Below are 24,908 nucleotides of genomic sequence, written 5' to 3' on the forward strand. Positions count from 1 at the left end.
TCGACGGGTGCCACGCGGTGGCACCGACGTCCCGGTCGCCGACCGCGCGACCGGCTGGGGACTCCCCGCATCGGGATCCGCCGGGCTCGCAAAACGGTTGGCATCGGTCACGTTAACAGGGAATTCGGGGCGGTTGGAGAATCCTCGACGCAAGCCTGACGGTGGCCCGAAAACAGTCGGGGGAGTCGGCCGAGTCGACCCTGTCACCACGGTGTTCGCCCAGCGCGGTGACCCTGCCGCGGGCGCGAACGACGGCACGTTCCCATGTGCGTGCGCTGCCCGGCGGGGCGGGCGCCCGGGGTGCGCAGGGGTGGGAAACAGGGGTGTCGCGGGCCACGGGAGCGATCGAAGACTTGGTCGACCGCGAGACCGCCCGCCCGGCAGGAGCCGGCGTGCCCGACCGGGTCGGTCGCCGGGCCCGGACAGCGGATCACCCCGGCCGAGAACCGAAAGGCTTGACATGGTACGTGCGGACCGCCCGGGCAACGACCCGTCCGCGAACCGGGATTCCGGTCCGCACCGGCCCGAGCCGATCGCCGTCGTCGGCATGGCGTGCCGGTTGCCCGGCGTGCACGGCCCGGCGGACCTGTGGCGGCTGCTGCGCGCGGGCGCGGACACCATCGGACCGCCGCCCGCGGACCGTCCGGGCATCGGTGGCGTGTCCGGTCGCGGGTCCTTCCTCGCCTCGATCGACGGCTTCGACCCGGCCTTCTTCGGCATCTCCGGGCGCGAGGCCGCCACGATGGACCCCCACCAGCGGCTGATGCTCGAACTGGGCTGGGAGGCACTGGAGGACGCGGGCATCGTCCCCGACACCCTCGCGGGCACCCGCACCGGCGTGTTCGTCGCCACCGGATCCGACGACTACGCGCCGCTGCTCGGAGCCGAGGACCCGGACCCGGCCACCGCGCATACCGTCACGGGTCGGCACCGCAGCATGGTCGCCAACCGGGTCTCCTACTTCCTGCGCGCCGGCGGCCCCAGCCTGACCGTCGACACCGGCCAGTCCTCGTCCCTGGTCGCGGTGCACACGGCCTGCGCGAGCCTGCGCGCCGGCGAATCCGAGACGGCCCTGGCCGGCGGGGTCAACCTGATCCTGACCGCGCGATCCACCGACCGCCTGGAACGTTTCGGCGCACTGTCCCCGGACGGGCGGTGCCATACCTTCGCCGCCGGGGCCAACGGCTACGTCCGCGGCGAGGGCGGCGCCGTCGTGGTGCTCAAACCGCTGCGGCGCGCCCTCGCGGACGGCGACCGGATCCACTGCCTCGTGCGCGGCAGCGCCGTCAACAACGACGGGGGCGGCGAGACGCTGACCGCACCCGACGCGAGCGGGCAACGGGACGTGCTGCGGCGGGCGTACGAGCACGCGGACGTGGACCCGGCCCGGGTCGGCTACGTCGAGCTGCACGGAACGGGAACCAGGCTCGGCGACCCGATCGAGGCCGCCGCGCTGGGCGCGGTGCTCGGAGCCGGGCGCGACGCCGACCGGGCACTCCCGGTGGGTTCGGTGAAGACCAACGTCGGTCACCTGGAGGCCGCGGCCGGGGTGATCGGGTTCGTGAAGGCCGCACTGGTGATTTCCCACGGGGAGATTCCGGCGAGTCTGAATCACGCGGAGCCGAATCCGGAAATCCCGTTCGCCGAGCTGCGGTTGGCGGTGGTGACGGAGTCGATGGCGTGGCCGGGGCCGGGGCCGGGGGAGTCGGCGGACCCCGTGGATGGCGTGGATTCGGCGGGGCTGCGAATCGCCGGGGTGAGTTCGTTCGGCATGGGTGGGACGAATTGCCATGTGGTGCTCTCCGAGGTGGAGGTCACGCCCGAGAGCGAGCCGGAGGCCGGGACCGAGTCCGAGGCCGGGACCGAGTCCCACACCGTCGGCGTGGCGGATTCGGTCGCCCCCGACGTGTCGCCCCTGGTCGTCTCCGGTCGCACCGATCGGGCCCTGCGGGCCCAGGCGGCTCGGCTCGCCCGCTTCGTCGGCGACCGGTCGGAACTCGGTCTGCCCGACATCGCGCACTCGCTCCTGTCGACACGATCGGCGTTCGACCACCGCGGCGTGGTGATCGCCGGCGGTCGGGCCGACGCGGTCGCGGGTCTGCGTGCGCTCGCCGCCGGTGAACCGGCGCCGGGCGTGGTGGCCGGGCGGGCCCGAACCGCCGGACGCACGGTGCTGGTCTTCCCCGGCCAGGGATCGCAATGGCTCGGCATGGCCGTCGGACTCCTCGACTCCGCACCGGTGTTCGCCGCACGGATCGCGGACTGCGACGCGGCGCTCGCGCCCTACGTCGACCGCTCGGTGGTGTCGACCCTGCGCTCGGCGTCCGCGGACCGGCTGGAGCGAGCCGACGTCGTACAACCCGCGCTCTGGGCGGTCATGGTCTCGCTCGCCGAACTGTGGGGCTCCTTCGGCGTACGACCCGCCGCCGTGCTCGGCCATTCCCAGGGCGAGATCGCCGCCGCGTGCGTCGCCGGCGCGCTCACCCTCGCCGACGGCGCGAGGGTCGTGGCGCTGCGCGGCCGCATCCTCCGCGACCTGTCCGGACGCGGCGGCATGGTCTCGGTGGGCGTCTCGGCCGAGCGGATCACCGTGCTGCTCGCCCCCTTCGACGGGCGCCTGTCGGTCGCGGCGGTCAACGGCCCGGCGTCCGTCGTCGTCTCGGGCGAGCCGGCCGCACTCGACGAACTCCTCGTCGCCTGCGCGGCCCAAGGCATGCGGGCCCGGCGGGTCCCGATCGACTACGCCTCGCACTCCGGCCAGGTCACCGGGACCCGCACGGCGCTGCTCCGCGACCTGGCGGACATCCGGCCGCGCCCGTCCCGCATCCCGTTCTGCTCGTCGGTGACCGGCGCGCCGGTGGACACGACCACCCTCGACGCCGAGTACTGGTACACCAATCTGCGCCGGACCGTGCGCTTCGAGCAGGCCGTCCGGACCCTTCTGGAGCAGGGGCACGACGTCTTCATCGAATCCAGCGCACACCCCGTGCTCACCACGAGCATCCTGGAGACGATCGAGGACGCCGGCGCGGACGCCGCGGCGCTCGGCACGCTGCGCCGAGGTCAGGGCGGCCCCGAGCGCTTCCGCGCCGCGCTCGCGGAGGCGTACACCTGCGGCGTCACGGTCGACTGGAACCCGCTCCCCGCCCCGATCGCGCGCCGGGTCGACCTGCCCACATACGCGTTCCAGCGCGAGCGCTTCAGGGTCGGTGGTACGGCCGACGCACCCGCCGGGACCCGTCGGCAGGCGCGGTCCGCGTGGGCCGAGAGGTTGGCCGGGCTCTCTCGTACGGAGCGGGAACAGGCCGTATACGAACTGGTGTTCGCGCACGCTGCGACGATGCTGGACCGGCCCGCGTTGAACGCGGCCGACGGCGAGCAGACGTTCGAGGCCCTTGGTCTGGACTCCCCGGGTGCCGTCGAACTGCGCAACCGGCTCAACACCGGCACCGGACTCCGGCTTCCCACGACGCTCGCGTACGACCACCCCACACCGGTGGCGGTCGTACGGCATCTGGCCGGCCTGCTTCTCGACACCGCGTCCGACGACGCGCGGTCCGAGTCCGACACGGCGGCGGAACAGCCGACCGACAGCGATCCGATCGCCATCGTCGGAATGGCCTGCCGCCTGCCCGGCGGCGTCGCCTCCCCCGAGGACCTGTGGCGACTCGTGGCCGCGGGCGGCGACGCCATCACGCCCTTCCCCGACGACCGGGGCTGGGACCCGGCGGCGCTCCACGACCCGGACGCCGGCCCGGGTCCCGACCCCGCCCGCGACCGCGACTCCGACTCCGCCTCCGACTCCGACTCCGCCTCCGACTCCGATCCCGGCTTCGGGAAGGCCGGCGCCGGATACGTCCGGCACGGTGGCTTCCTGGCCGGGGCGGCCGACTTCGACGCGGACTTCTTCGGGATCTCGCCGCGCGAGGCCCTGGCGATGGATCCGCAGCAGCGGTTGTTGCTGGAGACCTCGTGGGAGGTCTTCGAGCGGGCCGGGATCGACCCGGCCGCCTTGAAGGGCAGCCGGACCGGCGTGTTCGTCGGCGCGATGGGCCAGGACTACGGCGCCCGGCTCGACGCGGCCGCCGACGGCTCCGAGGGCTACCGGCTCACCGGCAACGCCGGCGGCGTCCTGTCCGGACGGCTCGCCTACACGTTCGGCTTCGAGGGCCCGGCCGTCACTGTCGATACGGCGTGCTCGTCGTCGCTGGTCGGCCTGCACCTGGCGGCGCAGGCCCTGCGCGCCGGCGAGTGCTCGATGGCGCTGGCGGCCGGGGCGACGGTGATGTCGACCCCGGGCATGTTCGTCGAGTTCGGTCGGCAGCGGGGATTGGCGTCGGACGGCCGCTGCAAGGCGTTCTCGGCCGCCGCGGACGGCACCGGCTGGTCGGAGGGTGTGGGTGTGCTGCTCGTGGAGCGGTTGTCGGACGCGCGGCGGCTCGGGCATCGGGTGTTGGCGACGGTGCGTGGTTCGGCGATCAATCAGGACGGGGCGAGCAACGGTTTGACGGCGCCGAACGGTTCGGCGCAGCAGCGGGTCATCCGGCAGGCGTTGGCGAACGCGGGTCTGTCGGCCGCGGACGTCGACGCGGTCGAGGCGCACGGCACGGGCACCACGCTCGGCGACCCGATCGAGGCGCAGGCGCTGATCGCCACCTACGGTCGGGGTCGGGACCGCGAACGGCCGTTGTACCTGGGGTCGTTGAAGTCGAACATCGGCCACGCCCAGGCCGCCGCGGGTGTGGCCGGGGTGATCAAGATGGTGATGGCGATGCGCGCGGGCGTACTGCCTCGGACCCTGCACGTCGACGAGCCGTCCCCGCACGTCGACTGGTCGGCGGGAGCGGTGGAGTTGCTGACCCGGGCCCGGGAGTGGCCGGAGGTGGGCCGTCCGCGCCGGGCGGCGGTGTCGTCGTTCGGGATCAGCGGGACGAACGCGCACGTGATCGTCGAGCAGGCGGCGGCCGAAAGGGTGAAGACGGTACCCGGGCCCGATGCGCGTCCGGGCAGGCCGCTCCCCTTCGCGGTGTCCGGGCACGGCCGAGACGGTCTGCGGGCGCAGGCGGCCCGACTGGCGCGGTTCGTCGGGGACGAGCCCGAACTCGGGTTGGCCGACGTGGCGTCGGCGCTGATCGGGTCGCGGTCGCCGCTGGCGTGCCGGGGCGTCGTACTGGCCTCGGACCGGGCCGAACTGGTCGCCGGATTGGCGGCGTTGAGCGCGGACGAGCCGCTACCGGGCGTGGTCTCGGGCGCGGCCCGCTCCTCGGGGCGGACCGTGCTGGTGTTCCCGGGGCAGGGGTCGCAGTGGGTGCGTATGGGTGCCGAACTCCTCGACGAGTTCCCGGTGTTCGCGGGGTGGATCGCGGAGTGTGAGGTGGCGTTGGCGCCGTTTGTGGATTGGTCGTTGGTGTCGGTGTTGCGGTCGGGGTCGGGGGAGTGGTTGGGCCGGGTGGATGTGGTGCAGCCGGTGTTGTGGGCGGTGATGGTGTCGCTTGCGGGGTTGTGGGGTTCGTTCGGTGTGGTGCCGGGTGCGGTGGTGGGGCATTCGCAGGGGGAGGTGGCGGCGGCGTGTGTGGCGGGGGCGTTGTCGTTGGCGGATGGTGCGCGGGTGGTGGCGTTGCGGGGGCGGGCGTTGTCGGTGTTGGCGGGTTCCGGGGCGATGGTGTCGGTGGCGTTGGGGCGTGCCGAGGTGGTCGATGTGTTGGGGCCGTTCGGGGGTCGGTTGTGGGTGGCGGCGGTGAACGGGCCGTCGTCGGTGACGGTGTCGGGTGATCCGGGTGCGGTGGACGCGTTGGTGGGGGTGTGTGAGGCGCGGGGTGTGTGGGTGGGTCGGGTGGCGGTGGATTATGCGTCGCACGGGGTGGGGGTGGAGGCGGTTCGGGAGCGGTTGTCGGCGGGGTTGGCGGATGTGCGGCCGGTGGTGTCGGGTGTGCCGTTCTATTCGACGGTGACGGCCGGTCGGTTGGGGACGGCGGCTTTGGATGGTGGTTATTGGTATGCGAATCTGCGGCAGCCGGTGCGTTTCGAGGAGACGGTGCGGCTGTTGCTGGCGGAGGGGTTCGACGCGTTCGTCGAGGTGAGCGCTCATCCGGTGTTGACCACGCCGATCGAGACCACCATCGAAGCCGCCGAGGCCGAAGCCGTGGTGTTGGGGACGTTGCGGCGAGGCGAGGGCGGCCCGGAGCGCTTCACCACGGCACTCGCCGAGGCGCACGTCAACGGGCTCGCCGTGGACTGGACGCCGCTCGTGGGCGAACACACGGCCCGGGACGTCGAGTTGCCGACCTACGCCTTCCGGCGTCGACGGTATTGGACGGCCCGTTCGGCGTCCCACGGTGACGCGCGCGGTCTTGGCCAGGCCCCGGCGCGCCACCCCCTTCTCGGCGCCTCGGTGTCCCTGGCGGACGGGCGGGGAGTCCTGTCGACGGGACGACTGTCGTTGTCCTCGCACGCCTGGCTCGGGGATCACGTGGTCGCCGGGACGGTGCTGCTGCCGGGTACGGCGTTCGCGGAACTGGCGATCCGGGCCGGGGACGAGGTCGGCTGTGGCCGGCTCGCCGAACTCGTCCTGGAGGCGCCGCTGGTGATCCCCGAGCACGGCTCGGTGGACCTCCAGGTCGTGGTCGGCGCGGCCGAGGCCGACGGGTTGCGTTCGGTCGCCGTGTACGCCCGCGGCGGGGACGAGTCGGCGGAGCCGGACTGGACCCGGCACGCCGTCGGGACACTCTCGGCAGGCGGATCGGCGCGGGACGCGTCCTTCGCGTCGGAGACCTGGCCGCCGACCGGCGTGGTGCCGATGGATCTCGAAGGCTTCCACGCCGACCTGGAGCGCGGGGGCTATGCGTACGGGCCCGCGTTCCGGGGGCTGCGCGCCGCATGGCGCTCGGGTGACGACACATACGCCGAGGTGGCGCTGCCCGAGGACGAAGCGGCGGACGCGGGTCGTTTCGGGTTGCACCCGGCGCTGCTCGACGCCGCGTTGCACGCCGCCCTGTCCCGGGGCGGCGAGTCGGTGCTGTTGCCGTTCGTCTTCAAGGGCCTGACACTGCACGCGAGCGGTGCGTCCCACCTGCGGGTACGGCTGTCTCCAGCCGGGCCGGACGCCGTCCGGGTGTCGCTGGCCGACGCGACCGGGTCACCCGTGGCCGTGATCGAGGCGCTGACGTTGCGCCCGATCGCCCACGACGTGCTCGCCGCGGCGCGACCCGTCGCGGAGCACGATCTGTACCGCGTCGAATGGATTCCGGCCGGCGGGGTCGATGCCGCCTTCGCCGGTGCGATCCGGGTGCTCGGCGCGGACGCCCCCGATCTGGGGTCGATGGCCGCGGACGGCGTCCCCGAGGTGGTCGTTCTGCCCTGCTTCGCCGACTCGGCGGCGGACGACGATCGGGCCGCCGCAGCCCACCGGATGGCGATTCGGGTGTTGACGGTGGTGCGGGAGTGGCTTGCCGACGAGCGTTTCGCCGGGGCGCGGCTGGTCGTGGTGACGCGGGGCGCGGTGGGCGTCTCGACGGATTCGGAAGCCCCGGAGCTGCCGGGCCTCGCGGCGTCGGCGGTGTGGGGGCTGGTGCGGTCGGCGGCGACCGAGCACCCCGATCGTTTCGCCGTGGTGGACGTCGACGACGCGGACTGGATGGCCGTCCTCCCGAGCGTACTGGCGTCCCGAGAGCGGGAGTCGGTGGTACGCGGGGGCACGGTTTCGGTGCCGCGATTGGTCCGGCACGCCGCCTCCTCCGTCGAGGCAGTGGATCGCTTCGGTGCCGGAACGGTCCTGATCACCGGCGGCACCGGCCTGTTGGGCGGACTGGTGGCGCGCCGTCTCGTCTCCCGGCACGGGGTGCGCAACCTGGTGCTGCTCGGTCGGCGGGGTGAACAGGCACCCGAAGTACGGGAGTTGGCCGCCGAGTTGGCGGCGCTGGGCGCGTCGGTGGTGGTCGAGGCCGGTGATGTGGCCGATCGGGACACATTGCGCGCGGTGTTGGATCGCCTGCGCGTCCCGCTGACGGGGGTGGTGCATGCCGCCGGACTGCTGGACGACGGACTGGTCGCGGCGATGACGGACGAGCGATTGCACGCCGTGCTGCGCGCCAAGGTCGACGGCGCGGTCAACCTGCACGAACTGACCGCCGACCACGACCTCGCCGCCTTCGTGCTCTTCTCCTCGGTCTCCGGCATCCTGGGCGGCCCGGGACAGGCGAACTACGCGGCGGCGAACACCTACCTCGACGCGCTCGCCCACGCCCGCCGCGCCGCCGGGCTCGCGGCCACCTCGCTCGCCTGGGGGTTGTGGGGCGAGACCGGCGGGATGACCGGTGCGATGAGCGACGCCGACCGGCGACGGATGCGCCGGTTCGGCGTCGGACCGCTCGCCACGGAGCAGGGCCTGCGCCTCTTCGACGCCGCGCTCGGCTCGACCGAGGCGCTGTTGATCCCGGCCGTGTTGGACCTGCCCGGGCTCCGTGCCCGCGTCGGGAGCGGCCTGCCGATGGGCATGTCGCGCGGTCTCGTGCGCACGCCGGCCCGCCCCGTCGCCGCCGGCGCGGATGCGCTTCCGTCGGGGCCCACCCCGGCCCGACGGCTCGACGCCCTTTCGGAGGCCGAGCGGGAGCGGGCCCTGGCGGCGGTGATCCGCGAACACGTGGCGGCCGTACTCGGCTTCCCCACCGGTGCCGACATCGTCTTCACCACGACCTTCAAATCGCTCGGCTTCGACTCGCTGACCGCCCTCGACCTGCGCAACCGGCTGAACACGGCCACCGGCCTGCGCCTGCCCGCCACCCTCGTCTTCGACCACCCGACCCCGGCGGCCCTGCTCCGCGAGGTCCGCCGGGAACTCCTGGGCACCCGGGACGCGCCGCCCACCACGATGCCCGCCGCGCCGGTGGACGACGACCCGATCGCCATCGTCGGGATGGCCTGCCGCTACCCCGGCGGGGTGGAGTCGCCCGAGGACCTGTGGCGCCTGGTCGCCGACGGCCGGGACGTGGTCTCGGCCTTCCCGACGAACCGCGGCTGGGACCTGGAGGGCCTGTACGACCCCGATCCGGCGGCCTCCGGGAAGAGCTATGCCCGCGAAGGCGGATTCCTGCACGACGCCGGGCGGTTCGACGCCGGATTCTTCGACATCTCGCCGCGCGAGGCGTTGGCGATGGATCCGCAGCAGCGGTTGTTGCTGGAGACCTCGTGGCAGGTGCTGGAACGGGCCGGGATCGATCCCGGCACGCTGCGCGGCAGTCGGACCGGCGTGTTCGTCGGGGTGATGTACCACGACTACGCGTCGGGCATGCGGACGGTGCCCGAGGGTGTGGACGGCTACCTGCTGCTCGGCAACTCCGGCAGCATCGCGTCGGGGCGGATCGCCTACACCTTCGGGTTCGAGGGTCCGGCGGTGACCGTGGACACCGCGTGCTCGTCGTCGTTGGTCGCGCTGCACCTGGCCGCTCAGGCCGTGCGCCGCGGTGAGTGTTCGATGGCGCTGGCCGGTGGCGTGACGGTGATGGGCACGCCGGAGGTCTTCGTCGAGTTCAGTCGGCAGCGGGGATTGGCACCGGACGGCCGGTGCAAGGCGTTCTCGGCGGCCGCGGACGGCGCGGGCTGGTCGGAGGGTGTGGGTGTGCTGCTCGTGGAGCGGTTGTCGGACGCGCGGCGGCTCGGGCATCGGGTGTTGGCGACGGTGCGTGGTTCGGCGATCAATCAGGACGGGGCGAGCAACGGTTTGACGGCGCCGAACGGTTCGGCGCAGCAGCGGGTCATCCGGCAGGCGTTGGCGAACGCGGGATTGTCGGCCGCGGACGTCGACGCGGTCGAGGCGCACGGCACGGGCACCACGCTCGGCGACCCGATCGAGGCGCAGGCGCTGATCGCCACCTACGGTCAGGGAAGGGACCACGAACGGCCGCTGTACCTGGGGTCGTTGAAGTCGAACATCGGCCACGCCCAGGCGGCGGCCGGGGTCGGCGGGGTGATCAAGATGGTGATGGCGATGCGTGCGGGCGTGTTGCCTCGGACGCTGCACTGCGATGTACCGTCTCCACACGTCGACTGGTCGGCGGGCACGGTCGCATTGCTCACCGAGGCGCGCGAGTGGCCCGACGACGGGCGTCCCCGCCGGGCCGGTGTCTCGTCGTTCGGCGCGAGCGGCACGAACGCGCATGTGCTCCTGGAACAGGAACCCGAACCGACGAACGCCGAAGACGTCGCGGAATTCGTGGCCGGCGAACGGTTCCTGGCCTGGCACCTTTCGGCGAGGTCCGACGACGCGCTGCGCGCCCAGGCGGCGGCGCTGTCCGCCCACCTGGACGAGAACCCCGAACTCGACCTCGCCGCGGTCGCCTCGGCCCTGGCCGGGTCGCGTGCGGCGCTCGAGGAGCGCGCCGTGGTGGTCGGTTCCACGCGCGCCGCGCTGTCGGACGGCCTGGACGCGCTGGCGGCGGGTGAGTTCGGGGCGGGCGTCGTCCGGGGATCGGTGCTCGGGACGGGGGACCTTGCGTTCCTGTTCGCGGGGCAGGGGAGTCAGCGGGTCGGGATGGGACGCGAACTGCACGCTCGCTTCCCGGTGTTCGCGGCGAGTTTCGACGCCGCGGCGGCGGAGCTGGATCGCCGACTGGCCGGGCATGTCGCGTACTCGGTGCGGGATGTGGTGTTCGGGACGGAGGGCACCGCAGGGCTGTTGGACGAGACGGTGTTCACCCAGGCGGCGCTCTTCGCGATCGAGGTGGCGCTGTTCCGCTTGGTCGAATCGTTCGGTCTGCGCCCGCGGTTCCTGCTGGGTCACTCGATCGGGGAGGTGGCCGCCGCGCATGTCGCGGGTGTCTGGTCGCTCGCGGACGCGGCCGAGGTGGTGGCGGCGCGGGGGCGGTTGATGCAGGCGCTTCCGGCCGGTGGCGCGATGGTCGCGGTACAGGCCGGCGAGGACGAGGTGACGGCGGCGCTGGCCGCGGCGGGTGTCGGTGACACGGCGGGCATCGCCGCGCTGAACGGTCCGACGTCGGTGGTGCTCTCCGGCGACGAGGAGCCGGTGCTTCGGGTGGCGGCCGAGTTCGCGGCGCGCGGGCGCAAGACCAAACGACTGACGATCAGCCGCGCGTCCCACTCGCCGCGGATGGACGGGATGACGGCCGAATTCCGGGATGTACTGGAGGGGGTGACCTTCGGTCGACCCACCCTGCCGATCGTCTCCACCCTGACCGGACGGCTCGCCGGCGCCGGGGAATTGACCGAACCGGACTACTGGGTACGGCAGGTGCGCGGTGCCGTGCGTTTCGCGGACGGGGTGCGGGAACTGCGCGCGGCGGGCGTCGGCACCTTCCTCGAACTGGGGCCGGACGGCGTGCTGACCGCCCTGGTGCAGGACTGTCTCGCCGCCGGGACCGGCACCGAGGCGGGCCCGCCCGACGTCGCCGCCGGTTCCGTGCTGCGCCGCGACCGCCCGGAGCACGAGGGGTTGTCGACGGCACTCGCGCTGGCGCATGTACGCGGTTGCCCGATCGACTGGTCGGCGGTGCTCGCGTCGACCGTGCGCCGGCACCTCGACCTGCCCACCTACGCCTTCCGGCGCCGGCTCTACTGGCTCGACGACGTCGCGAGCGCACCGGTCGACGCGGCCGGGCTCGGACTGGTCGCGGCCGGGCACCCGTTGCTCGCGGCGACGGTACGCCTGGCCGGGGCCGACGCGGTCGTACTGACCGGCCGGATCTCCCTCCGGGCCCAGCCGTGGTTGCGCGACCACGCCGTCGCGGGGACGGTGTTGCTGCCCGGAACCGCGTTCGCGGAACTGGCCGTCCAGGCGGGCGATCGGGTGGGCTGCGGGCGCGTCGACGAGCTGACCCTGCATACGCCGCTCGTGGTGCCCGAGCACGGCGCGTGCGCCCTTCAGGTACGGGTGGAGTCGCCGGCCGCCGACGGGCGCCGGGCCATCGCGGTGTACTCCCGGGACGAGGCGGCGGGCGAGGACGGCGAATGGACCCGCCACGCCGCCGGATTCCTGGCCGACAGGGGCACCGACGCGGCGTTCGACCTGGTGGCGTGGCCCCCCGCTGGTGCGCGACCGATCGATCTCGACGGCTTCTACGCTCGTGCCGCCGACGGCGGATACGGCTACGGGCCCGCGTTTCGGGGGCTGCGGGCACTGTACCGGGGTCGGGACGGCGAGCTGTTCGCCGACGTGCGGTCGCCGGACGAACTCGGCGGGGAGACGGGCCGCTTCGCGGTGCACCCGGCGCTGCTCGACGCCGCGCTGCACGGCCTGGTCGGTGCCGAGGTCGACGCCGCCCGGACGGGCACGATGCGGTTGCCGTTCGGGTGGCAGGGGCTGACGGTGCACGCGGTCGGGGCGTCGGCGCTGCGGATCCGACTGGCGCCGGTCGATGGTGATCCCGACCGGATCGCGGTGTGGGCCGCCGACGGCACCGGGCGACCGGTGCTCTCGGCCGAGGCGCTCGAACTGCGCGTCGTCGACCGGGACCGGTTGGGCGCCGACTCGGCGGCGGACTCCCTGCACTCCGTGGTCTGGAGTCCCATCGCCGCGCCCGCTTCGGACGGCGACCGGCCGGATTCCGGGCCGGACTTGACCGTCCACATCTGCACCCCGATGCCGGCGGCGGTCGCGGATCTCGCCTCGGCCGTCGAGGCGGCGGCCGTCCGCGTGCTCACGGAGATGCGGGATTGGCTGACCGCCGCATCGGCCACGTCACGCTTCGTGGTGGTCACGCGCGGGGCGGTGGCGGCGGCCTCCGACGACCCGGTGCCGGATCTCGTACACGCTCCCGCGTGGGGGCTGGTGCGGTCGGCGCAGCACGAACACCCGGACCGGTTCCTGTTGATCGACCTCGACCCGGATGCCGACGCCGACGCGGCGGATCCCGTCGAGGTGGCGCGCACGGCACTGGCGGCGCGGGAGACCCAGGTCGCGGTGCGGTCGGGCGTCGTGCTCGCGCCGAGGCTGGTTCGGGCGGATCGGGACGGGACGCTGACCCCGCCGACGCACGCGTGGCGACTGGACGCGATCTCGCGCCGGACGCTGGGAGACCTGGCCCTGGTGGCGGCGCCGGAGGCCCTGGAGCCGCTGGGGTCCGGGCAGTTGCGGATCGCGGTGCGGGCGGCGGGGCTCAACTTCCGTGATGTGCTGATCGCATTGGGCGTGTACCCGGGGGCGGAAGCGTCGATGGGCGGCGAGGGCTCGGGCGTGGTGACCGAGGTGGGCCCGGACGTCTTCGACTTCGTGGTCGGGGACCGGGTGTTCGGGATGTTCCCGGAGGCGTTCGGGTCGCACGCCGTTGCCGATCACCGGACGGTTGCCCGGATTCCGGCGGGATGGTCCTGGGAGCAGGCGGCATCCGTGCCGGTGGTGTTCCTGACGGCGTATCACGGGTTGGTGGAGCTGGCCGGGCTGCGGGCCGGCGAGTCGGTGCTGATCCACGCCGGGACCGGTGGGGTGGGGATGGCGGCGGTGCGGATCGCTCGCCATCTGGGTGCCGAGGTGTTCGCGACGGCGAGTCGTGGCAAGTGGGACGTGTTGCGGTCCTTGGGGTTGGACGACGCGCACATCGGTGATTCGCGGACGCTCGACTTCGCGGCGCGTTTTCGGGCCGCGACGGGCGGGCGTGGTGTGGACGTGGTGTTGAACTCGCTGGCGGGCGAGTTCGTGGACGCGTCGCTGCGACTGACGGCCGACGGTGGCCGGTTCATCGAGATGGGGAAGACCGACATCCGGGACGGGGACGCCCTGGGGTCCGCGTTTGCGGGAGTCGTGTATCGGGCGTTCGACCTGTTGGAGGCCGGGCCGGAGCGGATCGCGGTGATGCTCGGCGAACTGTTGTCGCTGTTCGCGTCGGGGGTGTTGGCGCCGGTTCCGGTGCGGTCCGTGGATGTGCGGCGCGCGCCCGAGGTCTTCAGGTTCATGGCGCAGGCCCGGCATACGGGCAAGTTGGTGTTGCGGATGCCGGTGCCGCTCGATCCGGACGGGACCGTGCTGATTACCGGCGGCACGGGCACCCTGGGCGCTCTGGTGGCCCGGCATCTCGTCGCCGAACACGGCGTGCGCGGTGTGGTGTTGGCGAGCCGCAGCGGCATGGCCGCCCCGGGCGCGGCGGATCTGGTGGCCGAACTCGCCGGTCTCGGGGCGCGGGTGGTCGTCGAGGCGTGCGACGCGGCGGACCGCGAAGCGCTCGCTCGGCTGCTGGCGCGCATCCCCGACTCCGCGCCGTTGACCGGGGTCGTACACGCCGCCGGCATCCTGGCCGACGCACCGGTCGAGTCGATGACCCCCGAACACGTGGAGCGGGTGTTGCGGGCCAAGGTCGACGGTGCGATCAACCTGCACGAGCTGACCGCCGGCCACGACCTCGCCGCCTTCGTGCTGTTCTCCTCGATCGCCGGCGTCCTGGGCGGCCCGGGGCAGGCCAACTACGCGGCGGCCAACACCTTCCTGGACGCGCTCGCCGCCCGCAGGCAGGCCGCCGGCCTTCCCGCCACCTCCGTGGCGTGGGGACTGTGGGGCGCGGCGAGCGGCATGACCGGACACCTCGGCAAGCAGGACCTGGCCAGAATGCGCCGCTCCGGCATCGTCGCCATGACGGCCGCACAGGGCCTCGCGCTGCTGGACGCGGCCATGACCACGGCGCAGGCGAGCCCGACCGCCGTACGGTTCGACCTCGGCGCCCTGCGTGCGGCGGCCGAGCAGGACGCCCTGCCCGCACCCCTGCGCGGCCTGGTGCGTGCCCCGCTCCGGCGGGCCGCCGCAGCCGAGGCCCACGCGGAACCGGCGCTCACCGGGCAGTTGGCGGGACGCTCCCGGGCGGAACGCGAGCGCATCCTGGTCGACCTCGTCCGTCGCCACGGCGCCCTCGTCCTCGGGCACGCCTCGCCGGACGCGATCTCCTCCGACCGCGGCTTCCTGGAGTCCGGCTTCGACTCGCTGACCGTGGTCGAACTGCGCAACCGGCTCGGCGTCGCCACCGGACTGCGCCTGCCCACGACGGTGACCTTCGACTGTCCGACCCCGCAGGCCCTCGCCCGGTTCCTGGACGCGGGGCTGGATCCGGTACCGGAGTCCGCACCGGCGCCGCTGCTCGGGGAACTGGACCGACTGGAGGCGGCGTTCGCCGACTCGCCGCCGGGCGCGGGCGACGAGCGGGAGGCGGTGCTGCGCCGACTCCGCGAACTGGTGTGGCGGTTCGAGGAGACGCCGAACGGGACGGCACCCGACGCCGCCGGCGACGCACGACCGGACGGCTTCGACGACGTGAGCGACGACGAGATGTTCACCCTGCTCGACGAGGAGTTGGGCCTCGACCGATCCGGCGAACGGCCGGGCCCGCGGTCCGCCGGCCGGCCGGAGCGCTCCGCGCCCGACCCGCCGGACCCGTCGGCCGCCGATCGATCCGGACCCCCGACCCCTGGAGAGCGTGCACGATGAGCGCCGGCGACACCGAGCACAAACTTCGCGACTATCTCAAGCGGGTGGCCGAGGAACTGCGGCAGACCAAGCGGCGGTTGGCGGCCGTCGAGGCGCGCGGCCGGGAGCCGATCGCCATCGTCGCCATGTCGTGCCGCTTCGCCGGCGGGATCCGCTCGCCCGAGGACCTGTGGCGGCTGGTCGAGGCCGGCGCCGACGTGCTCTCCGACTTCCCGACCGACCGGGGCTGGGACGTCGACGGGATCCACGACCCGGACCCGGCCGCGCCAGGCCGGACCTACGTGCGCCGGGGCGGGTTCGTGGCCGACGTGGGCGACTTCGACGCGGAGTTCTTCGGCATCTCACCGCGCGAGGCCCTGGCGATGGACCCCCAGCAGCGGTTGTTGCTGGAGACGTCGTGGGAGGCGTTCGAGCGGGCCGGAATCGACCCGGCCGGACTCAGGGGCAGCCGCACCGGTGTCTTCGTCGGGGCCGGCGCGCTGCGCTACATCGAGCATCCGGACGACGTGCCGCAGACCGTGGAGGGCTACCTGCTGACGGGGAACGTCGCCAGCGTGTTGTCCGGCCGACTGTCCTACACCTACGGGTTCGAGGGCCCGGCGGTGACCGTGGACACGGCCTGTTCGTCCTCGCTGGTCGCGCTGCATCTGGCCGCGCAGGCCCTGCGCCAGGACGAGTGCTCTCTGGCCCTGGCCGGCGGGGTGACGGTGCTCTCGGACCCGTCCCTGTTCGTCGAGTTCAGCCGCCAACGCGGCCTCGCGCCGGACGGCCGCTGCAAGGCGTTCGCCGCGGGAGCCGACGGTACCGGCTGGTCGGAGGGTGTGGGCCTGCTGTTGCTGGAACGGTTGACCGACGCACGGCGCAACGGCCACCAGGTGCTCGCCGTACTGCGCGGCAGCGCGGTCAACCAGGACGGTGGCAGCAGCGGGCTGACCGCACCCAGCGGTCCCGCGCAGCAGCGGGTGATCCGACAGGCGCTGGAGAACGCCCGACTGACGACGGATCAGGTCGACACGGTGGAGGCGCACGGCACCGGCACCGCGCTCGGCGACCCGATCGAGGCGCGGGCGCTCCTGGCCACGTACGGACGCGACCGCGACCCGGAACGGCCGCTGTGGCTGGGCGCGCTGAAGTCCAATCTCGGTCACTCGGTCGCCGCTTCGGGGGTGGCGGGGGTGATCAAGATGGTGTTGGCGATGCGGCGGGGCGTGTTGCCGAAGACGCTGCACGTGGACGCGCCGACGCCGCATGTGGACTGGTCGGCGGGCGCGGTGCGGTTGTTGACCGAGGCGCGTCCGTGGCCGGAGACGGGCCGGCCGCGACGGGCCGGCGTCTCCTCGTTCGGGATCAGCGGGACGAACGCGCACGTGGTCGTCGAGGAGGCCGAGGGTGCGCCGCCCGACACCGACACCGATGCCGAAGCCGGCGGCGGCGGATCGGCGGCGACGAGGCCCGCGCACGACCACATACCCTGGCTCGTCTCCGCGCGCTCCGAGCCCGGACTGCGCGCGCAGGCCCGGCGGTTGCTGGACCACATCGGGGCGCATCCCGACCTCTCCCCGCTCGACCTCGCCTACTCGCTGGCCGCGACCCGTTCGGCGCTGGACGTGCGCGCCGTGGTCCTCGGTGCCGATCGTGCGGAACTCCTGGCCGGACTGGGCTCCCTGGCCGATGGCGGGCCGGGACCCGGCGTGGTGACGGGCACGGCCCGTACGGACGGTCGGGTGGCGTTCCTCTTCGGTGGGCAGGGTGGTCAGCGGGTGGGGATGGGGCGGGAGTTGTATGCGGCTCATCCGGTGTTCGCGGCGGCCTTCGACGAGGTGGTGTCGGCGTTGGACGGTCGGTTGGCGGGTGGTGTGGGGTGTTCGGTGCGGGATGTGGTGTTCGGTGTGGGGGGTTCCGGGGCGCTGTTGGACGAGACGGTGTTCGCGCAGGCGGCGCTCTTTGCGGTGGAGGTGGCGCTGTTCCGGTTGGTCGAGTCGTTCGGTGTGCGGCCGGGGTTCGTGTTGGGTCATTCGGTGGGGGAGTTGGTCGCGGCGTATGTGGCGGGTGTGTGGTCGCTGGCGGATGCGGCGGCGGTGGTGGCGGCGCGTGGGCGGTTGATGCAGGCGTTGCCGGCGGGTGGGGCGATGGTCGCGGTGCAGGCCGGCGAGGACGAGGTTCGTGGCGTCCTGGACGGGCGGGGAACGGTGGGTGTGGCCGCCGTGAACGGGCCGATGTCGGTGGTGGTTTCGGGGGACGAGGATGCCGTGCTGGCGGTTGCCGCGCGTTTCGCGGGGCGGGGTCGGCGGACTCGGCGGCTTCGGGTGGGGCACGCGTTCCACTCGGCGCGGATGGAGCCGATGCTGGCCGATTTCCGGACGGTGCTGGAAGGCGTGTCGTACGGAACGGCGCGATTTCCGGTGGTCTCGAATGTCACGGGACGGATCGCCGAGGCGGCCGAACTGGCCGACCCCGGCTACTGGGTGCGCCAGGTACGCGAACCGGTCCGCTTCGCGGACGGTATCGGCACGCTCGTCGCGGAGGGCACCACCGCCTTCGCGGAGATCGGTCCGGACGCGGTGGCCGCCGCGATGGCACGGGAGAACATCGACTCGCGGACCGGACCCACCGTCGTGCCGTTCCTGCGCCGGGGCCACCCCGAGACACGGACCTTGAGCGCCGCACTGGCCGGCCTGCACAGCGCCGGAATCCGCGTGGATTGGTCCGGCGCCCTGGCCGCGCGTGGCGGCAGGCGCGTGGAGTTGCCGACGTACGCCTTCCAGCGGCGGCGCTATTGGCTCGCCGGCCGACGTCGCGACGCCATTGCCGTTCCGGTGGCCGATGCCCGGGACGCGGGCGGCGACGCTCCCGAAACGGGTCTGCGATACACGACTCGCTGGCAGTCGGTCGCCGCACCGCCCGATGCCCGGTTGTCCGGTACCTGGCTGGTGATCTCGTCCGACCCGGCCGACACCGCTCTCGGCCGGGCGGCCGGCCGGGCGCTCGAAGCGCGTGGCGCGCACGTGGCACACCTTGTGGTCGAGCCGGGTGCGGCCGACGATGCCGCGCGGGCCGAACGGCTCGGGGAGTACCCCGACATCACCGGGGTCGTCTCGCTCCTGGGGCGGGAGACGGCACCCGACCCCGCCGGCTCCGGGCTGACCACCGGCCTCGCCGGCACGCTCGCACTCGTCCGGGCGCTGTGCGATCTCGGCCTCGACGGCCGGGTGCGGATGTGGACCCTGACCCAGGGCGCGGTAGGCACGGGTCCCTCGGATGTGCTCCGGCACGTCGACCAGGCCCAGGTCTGGGGCCTGGGCCGCACCGTCGCGCTGGAGCATCCCACACTGTGGGGCGGCCTGATCGACCTGCCCGCCACGCCCGACGACCCGGCCTGGGCCCGGGTCGCCGCGATGATCGCCGACGGCGCCGAGGATCAGATCGCCGTGCGCACGACCGGGGTGTGGGCACGGCGGTTGTCCGCCGGGGCGCCGTCGGAGCACGGCGCCGACTGGCGGCCGACCGGCCGGATCCTGATCACCGGCGGCACCGGCGGCCTCGGCGCCCGGGTGGCCCGCTGGGCGGCGGAACACGGCGCGAACGATGTGGTGTTGGTCAGCCGGAGCGGCAGGAAGGCCCCCGGTGCAGACGAACTCGCCCGCGATCTTGCCGAGTTCGGCGCACGTACGACCATCGTCTCCTGCGACCTGGCGGATCGGGCCGCCGTGGCCCGGCTCGTCGCCGAAGTGGAAGCCGACGGCGTCCCGATCGAGGCCGTCGTACACGCCGCCGGCATCGCCCGGGACCGTGCGCTGCTCGACACCGACCCCCGAACCTGTGCGGACGTGCTCGCGGGCAAGGCGGTCGGTGCCGCGAATCTCGACGCGGTGTTCGGCGAACGCCCCCTGCGCGCCTTCGTGCTGTTCTCCTCGATCGCGGGTGTGTGGGGCAGCGGCGGGCAGGGCGCGTATGCCGCGGCGAATGCCGCCCTCGACGCGCTGGCCGAGCAGCGCGGCGCGCGCGGACTCGCCGCGACCTCGATCGCGTGGGGGCCGTGGGCCGGCGACGGCATGGTCGCCACGGAACGCGACGTGGAGTGGGTGGCCCGGCGGGGCCTGCGTCCGCTCGATCCGGACACGGCCCTGGCCGCACTCGCCCACGCGGTCGGCCGCCCCGAGCCGACGGTGACCGTCGCGGACGTCGACCGGCGACGATTCACCGCCACCTTCACCGCACTGCGCCCCAGCCCACTGTGGAGCGAACTCACGCCGGACGGCGCGGCATCGGCGCGGCCGGAAGGCGCCGAGAGCGCCGAACTCGGCCGCCGGCTCACCGCGTCCGCGCCCGCCGACCGACCCGCGCTCGCCCTCGACGCGGTCCGCGCCGAGATCGCGCGGGTACTCGGCCACGCCGCACCGCGGGCGATCGACCCCGACCGGGCCTTTCGCGACCTCGGCTTCGACTCGCTCACCGCCGTCGAACTGCGCGACCGGCTCGCCGCCCTGTCCGGCCTCCCCCTGCCCGCCTCCGCCGTCTTCGACCACCCCTCGGCGACGGCGCTCGCCGGGTATCTGTGCGCCGAACTCGACGGTGGGCGGCGGCAGACGGGCCACTCGATCCCGTCCGTCGCGCGGGTCTCGGCGGACGAACCGATCGCGATCGTCGGCATGGCCTGCCGCTTCCCCGGCGGAATCGGCTCCCCCGAGGACCTGTGGCGGCTGGTCGCCGACGGCGGCGATGCGATCGGACCCTTCCCGGACGACCGCGGCTGGGACCTGGAGGGCCTGTACCACCCGGACCCCGACCACCCCGGAACCTCCTACGCCCGGTACGGCGGATTCCTGCCCGGCGCCGCCGAGTTCGACCCCGGTTTCTTCGGGATCTCGCCCCGTGAGGCGCTGGCGATGGACCCGCAACAACGGTTGCTCCTGGAGACCTCGTGGGAGGCGTTCGAACGGGCCGGGCTCGACGCGTCGGCGCTCCGGGGCAGCCCCACCGGCGTGTTCGTCGGCGGCACGCCGTCCGGGTACGGAGTCGGCGCGCGTGACGCGGAGGGCTACGCGCTCACCGGCGGTGCGGGCAGTGTGCTGTCCGGTCGACTGGCCTACACCTTCGGCCTCGAAGGCCCGGCGGTGACCGTGGACACCGCCTGTTCGTCCTCGCTGGTGGCGCTGCACCTGGCCGTGCAGGCGCTGCGGCGCGGCGAATGCGCGACGGCCCTGGCCGGGGGTGTCACGGTGCTGGCCGATCCCACGGGTTTCGTCGAGTTCAGCCGCCAACGCGGCTTGGCCCGGGACGGCCGCTGCAAGTCGTTCGCGGCGGCGGCCGACGGCACCGGCTGGTCCGAGGGGGTCGGCGTGGTGCTGCTCGAACGGCTCTCCGACGCGCGGCGGCACGGCCGGCGGGTATGGGCGCTCGTACGCGGGAGCGCGGTCAACCAGGACGGCGCCAGCAACGGGCTGAGCGCGCCCAACGGTCCGGCGCAGCAGCGGGTGATCCGACTCGCGCTGGCCGACGCCGAGTTGACGGGCGATCAGGTGGACGCGGTGGAGGCGCACGGGACCGGTACCACGCTGGGCGACCCGATCGAGGCGCAGGCGCTGCTCGCCACCTACGGCCGCGACCGCCCCGCCGACCGACCGCTGTGGCTCGGCTCGGTGAAGTCCAACCTCGGCCACGCGGCGGCCGCCGCCGGTATGGCGGGTCTGCTCAAGACGGTGATGGCGCTGCGACACGGCGTGCTGCCCAGGACGCTGCATGTGGACGCGCCGTCGCCGCACGTCGACTGGTCGGCCGGCGCGGTCGCGCTGCTCACCGACAGTGTGCCCTGGCCGGAGTACGATCGGCCGCGCCGGGCCGGTGTCTCCTCGTTCGGGATCAGCGGCACCAACGCGCACGTGATCGTGGAACAGGCGCCGCCCGCGCCCACCCGCGCGGACAAGCCCGTCGCCGTCGATCCGGCCGCGCCGCTGCCGTATCTGCTCTCCGCCGCCACCGGACGCGAACTCCGCACGGTCGCCGACCGCCTGCGTGCCCATCTCGCGCGACACCCCGAACTCGCGCCGGCCGACCTGGCGTTCTCGCTGGCCGGCACGCGCACGCGGCTCGCCCGTCGTGCGGTCGTGGTGGCCCGGGACCGGGACGGCCTCCGGCACGCGCTGGACGGCCTCGCCTCCGGCGAGGCGACGGCGGGCGTGGTCGAGGGCGATGGGCCGGTCCGCGACCGGGTCGTGTTCGTCTTTCCCGGCCAGGGCTCCCAGTGGCCCGGCATGGCCGCCGAACTGTTGGACCAGGCACCGGTGTTCGCCGGGCACATCGAGCGGTGCGCGGTGGCGCTGGCGCCGTACGTCGACTGGTCGCTGACCGAGGTGTTGCGCGATCCGACGGGTGCCGGCCTGGAGCGGGTGGACGTGGTACAGCCCGCGTTGTGGGCGGTGATGGTCTCGCTCGCCGAACTCTGGCGCGCCCACGGGGTGCGACCCGCCGCCGTCGTCGGGCACTCCCAGGGCGAGATCGCGGCGGCCTGCGTCGCCGGCGCGCTGACCCTGGCGGACGGCGCGCGGATCGTCGCGCTGCGCGGCAGGGCACTGCTCGACCTGGCCGAGCGCGGCCTGATGGCGTCGGTCGCCATGTCGGAGAGTGAAGCGGTCGCGCGCCTCGCGGAGTTCGACGGACGGTTGTCCCTCGCGGCGGTCAACAGCCCAGGTCAGGTGGTCGTCTCGGGCGACCCGGCGGCGGTGCGGGAACTGGTCGAGACGGCGGAACGCGGGCGGATCCTGCCGGTGGACTACGCCTCGCACTCGGCCCGGGTCGAGGAGATCCGCGATCGGCTGCGCGGCGACCTCGCCGGGGTCGAACCGGTGGCCGCCGCGGTGCCGTTCCACTCCACGGTGACGGGCGGGCCGCTGGACACCACACGGTTGACCGCCGATTACTGGTACGACAACCTGCGGCACACCGTGCGGTTCGAACACACCGTGCGCGGGCTCCTGGCGCAGGGCTACGACACGTTCGTCGACGTGGGCCCGCACCCCACCCTGCTCACCCCGATCCGGGAGACGGCGGCGGCCGTCGGCGCCGAGGCCGCGACCGTCGGCACACTGCGGCGCGAACAGGGCGACCTGGAACGGTTCCTGCTCTCCGTCGGCGAGGCGACCGTCCTCGGCGTCACGCCCGACTGGGGCGCGGTGTTCGCCGGCCGCCGGACCGAGGCGGTCGACCTGCCGACGTATCCCTTCCACCGGCGGCGCTATTGGCTCGACCGGCCGTCCATCGCGGCCGAAGCGACCCGCGACCCGGCCGAGTCGCGTTTTTGGGAGCTGATCGAGGCCGAGGATTCGCGGGCCCTCGCCGACCTGCTCGACGCCCCCGACGCGCGGCCCTGGCACGCGGCGTTGCCCGCGTTGCGGACCTGGCGGCGCCGGGTCCGCGAGCGGCGCACCGTCGACGAGTGGCGCTACCGTGCCGTCTGGCGGCCCGTCGACGACCTGCCCGCCGATCCCGCCGCGCCTACCACGTGGCTGGCGGTCGTACCGGCCGCCGACGAGGAAAGCGGTGCGTGGGCGGCGGCCCTCGCCGAGCGGGGCACCACCGTCGCCACCCTCGTCGTCGACCCCACCCGGCCCACCACCGCGACCGAACTGGCGCGCGGCCTCGAGGCGGCGTTGCCCGACGGCGCGGGACCGCTCGGGATCCTGTCCCTCCTCGGCCGCGTCCCGGCCGGTCTCGCCGGCACGCTGCTTCTCGTCCGGGCCGCCGCCGCCCGCACCGCCGACACCCGACTGTGGTGCCTGACGCGCGGCGGCGTCGAGGTCGACGGCGACCCCGCGCCCCCGGACCCGGACCAGGCCCGGATCTGGGGTCTGGGCCGGGTCGCCGCCCTCGAACTGCCGGACCGCTGGGGCGGCCTGATCGACCTGCCGGAGCACCCGGCCCCGGACGCCGTCGACCGGGTGTGGCGGGCGTTGGGCAACGCGGCCCACGAGGACCAGCTCGCGGTGCGGCCGACCGGGACCTTCGCCCGCCGGATGGTGCACGCGCCGGTCGCCGACGCCGCGGCGGTACGGGACTGGCGGCCGTCCGGCACCGTGCTGATCACCGGCGGTACCGACGCGCCGGCGATCCGGCTCGCCCGCCGACTGGCCGAGCGCGGCGCGGAACACGTCGTGCTGGCCGGGCGGATCGACCCCGACGCCGCCGCCCGCCTCGAAACCGAACTCGCCGCGACGGGCACCGGACTCACCACCGCCGCGTGCGACCTGCGCGACCGACACGAGGTGGCCGGCCTGATCGAGCGCCTCACCGCGGCGGGCCGCACGATCACCGACCTGATGCACACCGCCGGCGACCCGGGCCTGGCCACCCTGGTCGACACCGACCCGGCGGCCGTCGCCGACGTACTGGCGGCCAAGGTGGACAGCGCCCGCGTCCTCGACGAACTGCTCGACCCGGACGAACTGCGCACCATCGTGTACTTCTCCTCGGTGGCCGCCTTCTGGGGCAGCGGTGAACACGGCGCCTACGCCGCCGCCGGCGCACACCTGGACGCGCTCGCCCGACGACACCGCGCGCGGGGCCGACATGCCCTGTCCGTGGCCTGGTCGGTCTGGGACCCGACGACGCGGCCCGCCCCGGCGGGCGGCCCCGAAACCGAACAGGACGCCGCCGAGATCGCCCGCGCCCTACGCCGAATCACCCTCGGCGGCCTGCGTGCGCTCGACCCGGAAGCGGCCCTGGCGGCACTGCAGCGGGCCCTCGACCACGACGACACCTGCGTGACCGTCGCCGACGTCGACTGGCCGGTCTTCGTCCGCGCCTTCACCGCCCGCCGACCCAGCCGCCTGATCGACACCCTCCCCGAGGCCCGCACCACCCCGGTCGCGACCGACGAGCAGGCGCACGCGGCCGACGAACTTCGCCACGAGCTGGCCGAGTTGCCCGCCGCCGACCGCTCGCATCGCCTCCTGGAGTTGGTCCGCGCACACACCGCCGCGGCGCTCGGTCACGACTCGGTCGAGGACATCCGGCCCGAACGCGCCTTCGCCGACCTCGGCTTCGAGTCCGTCACCGCCGTCGACCTGCGCAACCGGCTGAACCGGCGCACCGGCCTCGACCTGCCCGCCACCCTCCTGTTCGACCACCCGACCCCGCTCGCCCTGGTCGACCTGCTGACCGCCGAACTCCTGCCGGACACACCCGTGGACGCCGCCCACGTGCACGCCGAACTCGACCGTCTCGGCGCCGATCTGGCCTCGGCATCGGTCGGCGACACGGACCGGGCCGGCATCACCCGGCGACTGCGGGCGCTGCTCGCCGACTGGAACGGCACGGCAGGCCCGACCACCCAACCCCCCGCCGGCCCGCCGAGCGTCGCCGCCGAACTCGAAGCGGCCTCGGACGACGAGATGTTGGCGTTCATCGACAGCCGCCTCGGCCGAGGCACCCCGGCCGGAGGCACGCCATGACCCGCCCCGGCCCCACGCACACCGCGACCCCAGCACCGGAGGACTGC

General features: G+C 74.0%; 2 protein-coding genes. Both read left to right on the forward strand.

Translation table 11 applies throughout. From position 1 onward, the window contains the following. Window positions 1-460: 460 nt before the first annotated feature. Window positions 461-15,415, forward strand: a complete 14,955-nt coding sequence (locus EMA17_RS16550) for a type I polyketide synthase (RefSeq protein WP_126637786.1) — start codon at window positions 461-463, stop codon at window positions 15,413-15,415. Between the two features lie 44 nt (window positions 15,416-15,459). Beyond that, window positions 15,460-24,861: a type I polyketide synthase gene (locus EMA17_RS16555; RefSeq protein WP_371863010.1), complete on the forward strand. Its 9,402-nt coding sequence runs from the start codon at window positions 15,460-15,462 to the stop codon at window positions 24,859-24,861. Window positions 24,862-24,908: the final 47 nt, after the last annotated feature.

Origin of the sequence: Embleya hyalina (assembly GCF_003967355.1) — a bacterium.
GTDB classification, from domain to species: domain Bacteria; phylum Actinomycetota; class Actinomycetes; order Streptomycetales; family Streptomycetaceae; genus Embleya; species Embleya hyalina.

Excerpts from the sequence above, each read along its gene's own strand:
- EMA17_RS16550 (WP_126637786.1), top strand. The coding sequence starts at position 461 with ATGGTACGTGCGGACCGCCCGGGCAACGACCCGTCCGCGAACCGGGAT.